The sequence below is a fragment of the Agromyces binzhouensis genome, from assembly GCF_004135055.1.
Classification (GTDB): Bacteria; Actinomycetota; Actinomycetes; order Actinomycetales; family Microbacteriaceae; genus Agromyces; species Agromyces binzhouensis.
In genome coordinates this window covers 1-4,867 of sequence record NZ_SDPL01000231.1, presented here as the reverse complement: position 1 = coordinate 4,867, position 4,867 = coordinate 1, and the positions used below count along the sequence as shown (strand labels likewise).

Below are 4,867 nucleotides of genomic sequence, written 5' to 3'. Positions count from 1 at the left end.
CGCGAGCCGGTTCACGATCCACGCCGAGGGCGAGGGGCGGCGGAGCGCGCCGATCTCCTTCGCCAGCGCCGGCTCGCTCGCGCTGCGCGCATCCGCCGCGCGGGCGTTGCGCGCCGCGGTGAACTCCTCGGGCACGAGCGCGTAGAGTGCGTCGGCCGCCTCCGCCACCGGGTCGGTCGCCATGCGACCATCATGGCGCGATGGCCGGCCAGGTGGCGGAGTACGCAGGATGAGCCGCGACATCCGCTCGCCGATGAGGGTCAACCGCACGTCATCCTGCGAACCCGGCCGCCGCGCGACGGCGAGCGCTCCGAGTACGCAGGATGAGCCGCGTCATGCCCGGCGATGGAGTCGCGAGCTCCACGTCATCCTGCGAACCCCGCACTCCTCAGCCGACCTCGAATCGGGGCGGGGACGCCGCCGCCCCGCCTCAGACCGTCTCGAGGTACTTGTGCACGAGGCTCACCGCGACCGACCCCTGCCCGACCGCCGAGGCCACGCGTCGCATCACGTCGTGCCGCACGTCCCCGGCGGCGAAGATGCCCGGCACGCTCGCCTCCTGCAGGAACGGGTCGCGCTGGGGCGTCCACCCGCGCGGACGTCGGCCGTCGCGCACGAGGTCCTGCCCGGTCAGGACGAAGCCGTGGTCGTCGAGCTCGACGAGGCCGCGCACGAGACCCGTGCCGGGCACCGCCCCGATGAACACGAACATCGCGTCGGCGGGCAGCTCCTCCTCGCCGCCGGTCCCCATGTCGCTGACCGTGACCGACTCCAGGCGCTCCTCGCCGGAGAGCGCGACGACGCGCGAATGCGGCCGCACCGTGATGTTCGGCGTCGCCTCGATCTGGTCGATGAGGTAGCGCGACATCGACGACTCGAGCCCGTCGCCGCGCACCAGGATGGTGACCTCGGCCGCGTACCGCGACAGGAACATCGCGCCCTGCCCGGCCGAGTTCGCTCCGCCGACGACGGCCACGCGGCATCCGCTGTACGCCACCGCCTCCGAGGCGGCGGCGCCGTAGTAGACGGATGCCCCGAGCAGCCGCTCCTCGCCGGGCACGTCGAGCGTGCGCGCCGACACCCCGGTCGCGAGCACGAGCGCACGGCAGCGCAGCTCGCTGCCGTCGTCGAGCGTGACGATCTTGTACGAGTCCTCGAGTCGGATGCCGGTGACGGCCTGCGGGCTGAGGATCTCGGCGCCGAGCCGCTTCGCCTGCGTCACCGCGCGCCGCGCGAGGTCGGCGCCGCTGATGCCGTTCGGGAAGCCGAGGTAGTTCTCGATGCGCGAGCTCGTGCCGGCCTGCCCTCCCGGCACCTCGCGCTCGACGACCGCGGTCCGCAGGCCCTCGGACGCACCGTAGACCGCGGCGGCGAGCCCGGCGGGTCCGGCGCCCACGACGACGAGGTCGTAGAACGGCTGCTGGGCGGGCGCCCGCAGCCCGATGCGCTCGGCCAGCTCGTGCAGGTCGGGACTGAACAGCGTCGTGCCGTCGGGCAGGAAGACGACGGGCAGCTTGCGCGTGCCGCTCGTCGACGCCTCGACCAGCTCGCGCGCACCCTCGTTCTTCTCGATGTCGAGCCACTGGTACGGGATCTGGCTGCGCGCGAGGAAGTCCTTCACGGCGTGCGTCGTGGGCGACCACAGTGCACCCGCGACGCGGATGCCCTCGTACACCGGGGGCGCGCTCGCGCGCCAGTCGTCGAGCAGGTCGTCGATCACCGGGTACAGCCGCTCCTCGGGCGGATCCCACGGCTTCAACAGGTAGTAGTCGAGGTCGAGCGCGTTGATCGACGTGATCGCCGCGTTCGTGTCGGCGTAGGCGGTGAGCAGCACGCGCTTGGCGTCGGGCACGAGCTTCAGCGCCTGCTCCAGGAACTCGGTGCCGGTCATGCCGGGCATCCGCTGGTCCACGATGAAGAGCGCCACGGGCGTGCCGCGCTTGAGGTACTCCCCCACGGCGTCGAGCCCCTCCTGCCCCGACGACGCCTTCACGATGCGGTAGTCGGAGCGGTAGCGCGCCTGCAGGTCGCGGGCGATCGCGTTGAGCACCTGCGGCTCGTCGTCGACCGTCATGATCACCGGCTTGGCCACGGTTCAGCCCTCTCCGTCGTCGCCTGGCGTGGAATCGATCGGCAGGCGCACCGTGAAGCACGTCCGCCCCGGGACCGAGTCGACCGTCATCTCGCCGTGGTGCTTCTTCACCACGATGTTCCGCGAGATCGGCAGGCCGAGCCCGGTGCCCTCGCCGACCGGCTTCGTCGTGAAGAACGGGTCGAACAGCACGACCATGTTCTCGGGCGGGATGCCGGGGCCGTCGTCCTCGATCTGCACCTCGACCACGTCGCCGTCGCGCCGGGCGCGGACCGTCAGCGTGCCGACGCCGTGCATGGCGTCGATGGCGTTGTCGATGAGGTTCGTCCACACCTGGTTGAGCTCGCTCGCGTACGCCTGGATCGCCGGGAGGTCGTCGTCGTACCGGCGGACGACGTGCACGCCGCCCTTGAGCTTGTTGTGCAGGATGATCAGCGTGTTGTCGAGGCCGCGGCGCACGTCGACGTCCTGCACGGGCGTCTGGTCCATGTACGTGTAGGTCTTCAGCGCCTTCACCAGGTCGACGATCCGCGTCGTGCCGACCGCGACCTCGGAGAGCAGCGTGTAGATGAGGAACTTCAGGCCGAGCCACTCGACGACGACCGAGGCCTCCTCGCCGACGAAGGTCGCCGCGAGGCCGTCGAGGTCGTCGACGTCGAGTCCGAGGCTCACGAGCGCGGGCGCGAGCTCCCCGCCGTCGTCGACGTCGTGCTCGTCGAGCCAGTCCTCGACCTCGGCCTCCCGGTCGCTGCGCTCGAGCGCACCGAGCTCGATCGGCTGGTCGGCGCGCTCGACGGCCATCCGGTCGAGCTCACGCAGGTGCTCCATCTTCGAGCCGTACAGCCCGAGTCGCCCGAGCTGGAGCTGCGCCTCCTGCAGCTTGGCGAACACGGCCATCGCCTGCGATGCGCCCCGCTGGGCCGCGGATGCCGGGTTGTTCAGCTCGTGCGCCATGCCGGCGCTCAGCTTGCCGAGCGAGGCCATCTTCTCCTGCAGGATCAGCTGGTCCTGCATCTGGCCGATCTGCGCGAGGGTCTCCTCGAGCACCGAGTTCTTGCCGCGCAACTCGTCGGTGCGCTCGCGGAGCTGCTGCTCGCTCTGGCGGAGCGCCTCCTCGGCGGCCTTGCGCTCGCCGATGTCGCGGATGATGCCCGTGTAGTAGCGGTCCTCGTGCACGGTCCACGTCGACAGCGACAGCTCGATCGGGATCTGCTCGCCGGACTTCGTGATCGCCGAGAGCTCGACCGTCGTGCCGATGACGTGCGCCTCGCCGGTCTCGGTGTAGCGCTTCATGCCCGCCCGGTGCAGCTCCTGGAACTCCGGCGGGATGACGAGTTCGAGCTGCTGCCCGACCGCCTCGTCCTCGTCGTAGCCCAGGATGCGGGTCGCGGCCGAGTTCCACGACATGATGCGGCCGGTGTGGTCGGCCGAGATGATCGCGTCGATCGCCGACTCGGTCACCGACCGGAACTTCTGCTCCGCCTGCTTGCGCTCGCTGATGTCGCGGATGATGCCCGTGTAGTAGCGGTCCTCGTCGAGGAACCAGGTCGCGAGCGAGAGCTCGATCGGGAACTCCGACCCGTCGTTGCGGATGGCGGCGAGCTCGACGGTCGAACCGATGACGTGCGTCTCACCGCCCGTGCTGACGCGGTGGATGCCCGTGCGGTGCAGTTCGCGGAACCGCTCGGGGATCACGAGCTCGAGCGGCCGGCCGATCGCCTCGGCCTCGGTGTGGCCGAACAGGGCGGTGGCCGCGCTGTTCCAGCTGCGGATGACGCCCGCCGCGTCGGCGGAGATGATCGCGTCGATCGCCGACTCCATGACGGAGCGGAACTTCGCCTCGGACTCGCGCAGCGCCATCCGCACCTTCGACACCGTGACCTGGCGCTCGATGCGCGCCAGCACCTCGCGGGCATCGAACGGGATGCCGATGAGGTCGTCGCCCGCCTCGAGGCCGCGCACGCGGGTCTCCACGTCGGCGTCGGCGGCCATGAAGATGACGGGCAGGTCATGGGCCTCGTCGGCGCCGTGCAGCTCGGCGGCGAGCGCGAACGGGTCGGCGCGCCGCAGTCCGGCATCGAGCACGATCAGGTCGGGTCCGTGCGCCAGGGCGGCGTGCGCGTGCGCCGGATCCCCCTCGGCCGTGAGGACGGTGTAGCGGTCCTCCTCGAGGATGCCGCTGAGGTCGGCGATCGCCCGGGCGTCGTCGGAGATCACGAGAATCGAGCCGAGCTGGGCCACGGAGCCTCCTCCCGTCGTCCGCTTCGTCGTCGCTGGTCGTGTCTCGCCACCCTATCGACGCGGTCGCGCGTCGGACTGTCCCCCGTACGGGGCGTCGTCGGCTCAGACCGGCGTCGACACGAGGGCGGTGACGAGGATGGCGATCTGCCCGAGGAGCACGAACGCTCCGAGGATGATCGCCGTGAGCGACAGCCACCCCGGCCCGGTGATCGGGTCGGCGCGGAACTGCCGGCGCCCGACCACGCCGAGCACGATCGCGATCGCCGCGACGGGCAGCGCCCACCACGAGGGCAGGAGGAACGCGAACACGGCGAGCGCGATGCCGATGATCGCGGCCATCGAGGGCCGCCGCGTCGGTTCACCGTCGCCCGGGACACCCCGGCCGGGGCCGAGTCCGCGGCCGACACCCCCGCTCACGTCGAGCCCGCCCGTCGTCCACGCTGTCGATGCGCCATGGCTCCAGTCAACCGCACTCCGGGCGCAGCGGGGGCGGATGCCGCGGCCCCGCGCGCGGCGGACCCCCGCGTTCGGGTG

General features: G+C 71.5%; 3 protein-coding genes and 1 pseudogene. All 4 read right to left on the bottom strand.

Annotated elements, in window-relative coordinates:
- Positions 1-183, bottom strand: a pseudogene (locus ESO86_RS11440) (transposase); the annotation flags it as partial.
- Positions 184-430: 247 nt separating this feature from the next.
- A complete protein-coding gene (locus tag ESO86_RS11435) occupies positions 431-2,092 on the bottom strand; it encodes an FAD-dependent oxidoreductase (protein ID WP_129235110.1) in 1,662 nt (553 codons plus the stop codon).
- A 3-nt stretch (positions 2,093-2,095) separates the two neighbouring features.
- Complete coding sequence (locus ESO86_RS11430) at positions 2,096-4,333, bottom strand: PAS domain S-box protein (RefSeq protein ID WP_129235108.1); 2,238 nt, start codon at positions 4,331-4,333, stop codon at positions 2,096-2,098.
- 102 nt (positions 4,334-4,435) lie between these two features.
- Positions 4,436-4,672 carry a hypothetical protein gene (locus tag ESO86_RS11425; protein WP_129235106.1) on the bottom strand — a complete coding sequence of 79 codons (237 nt, stop codon included), beginning with the start codon at positions 4,670-4,672 and terminating at the stop codon, positions 4,436-4,438.
- Positions 4,673-4,867 lie beyond the last annotated feature (195 nt).

Coding starts and splice junctions, on each gene's coding strand:
- ESO86_RS11425 (WP_129235106.1), bottom strand. CDS start 4,672: ATGGCCGCGATCATCGGCATCGCGCTCGCCGTGTTCGCGTTCCTCCTG.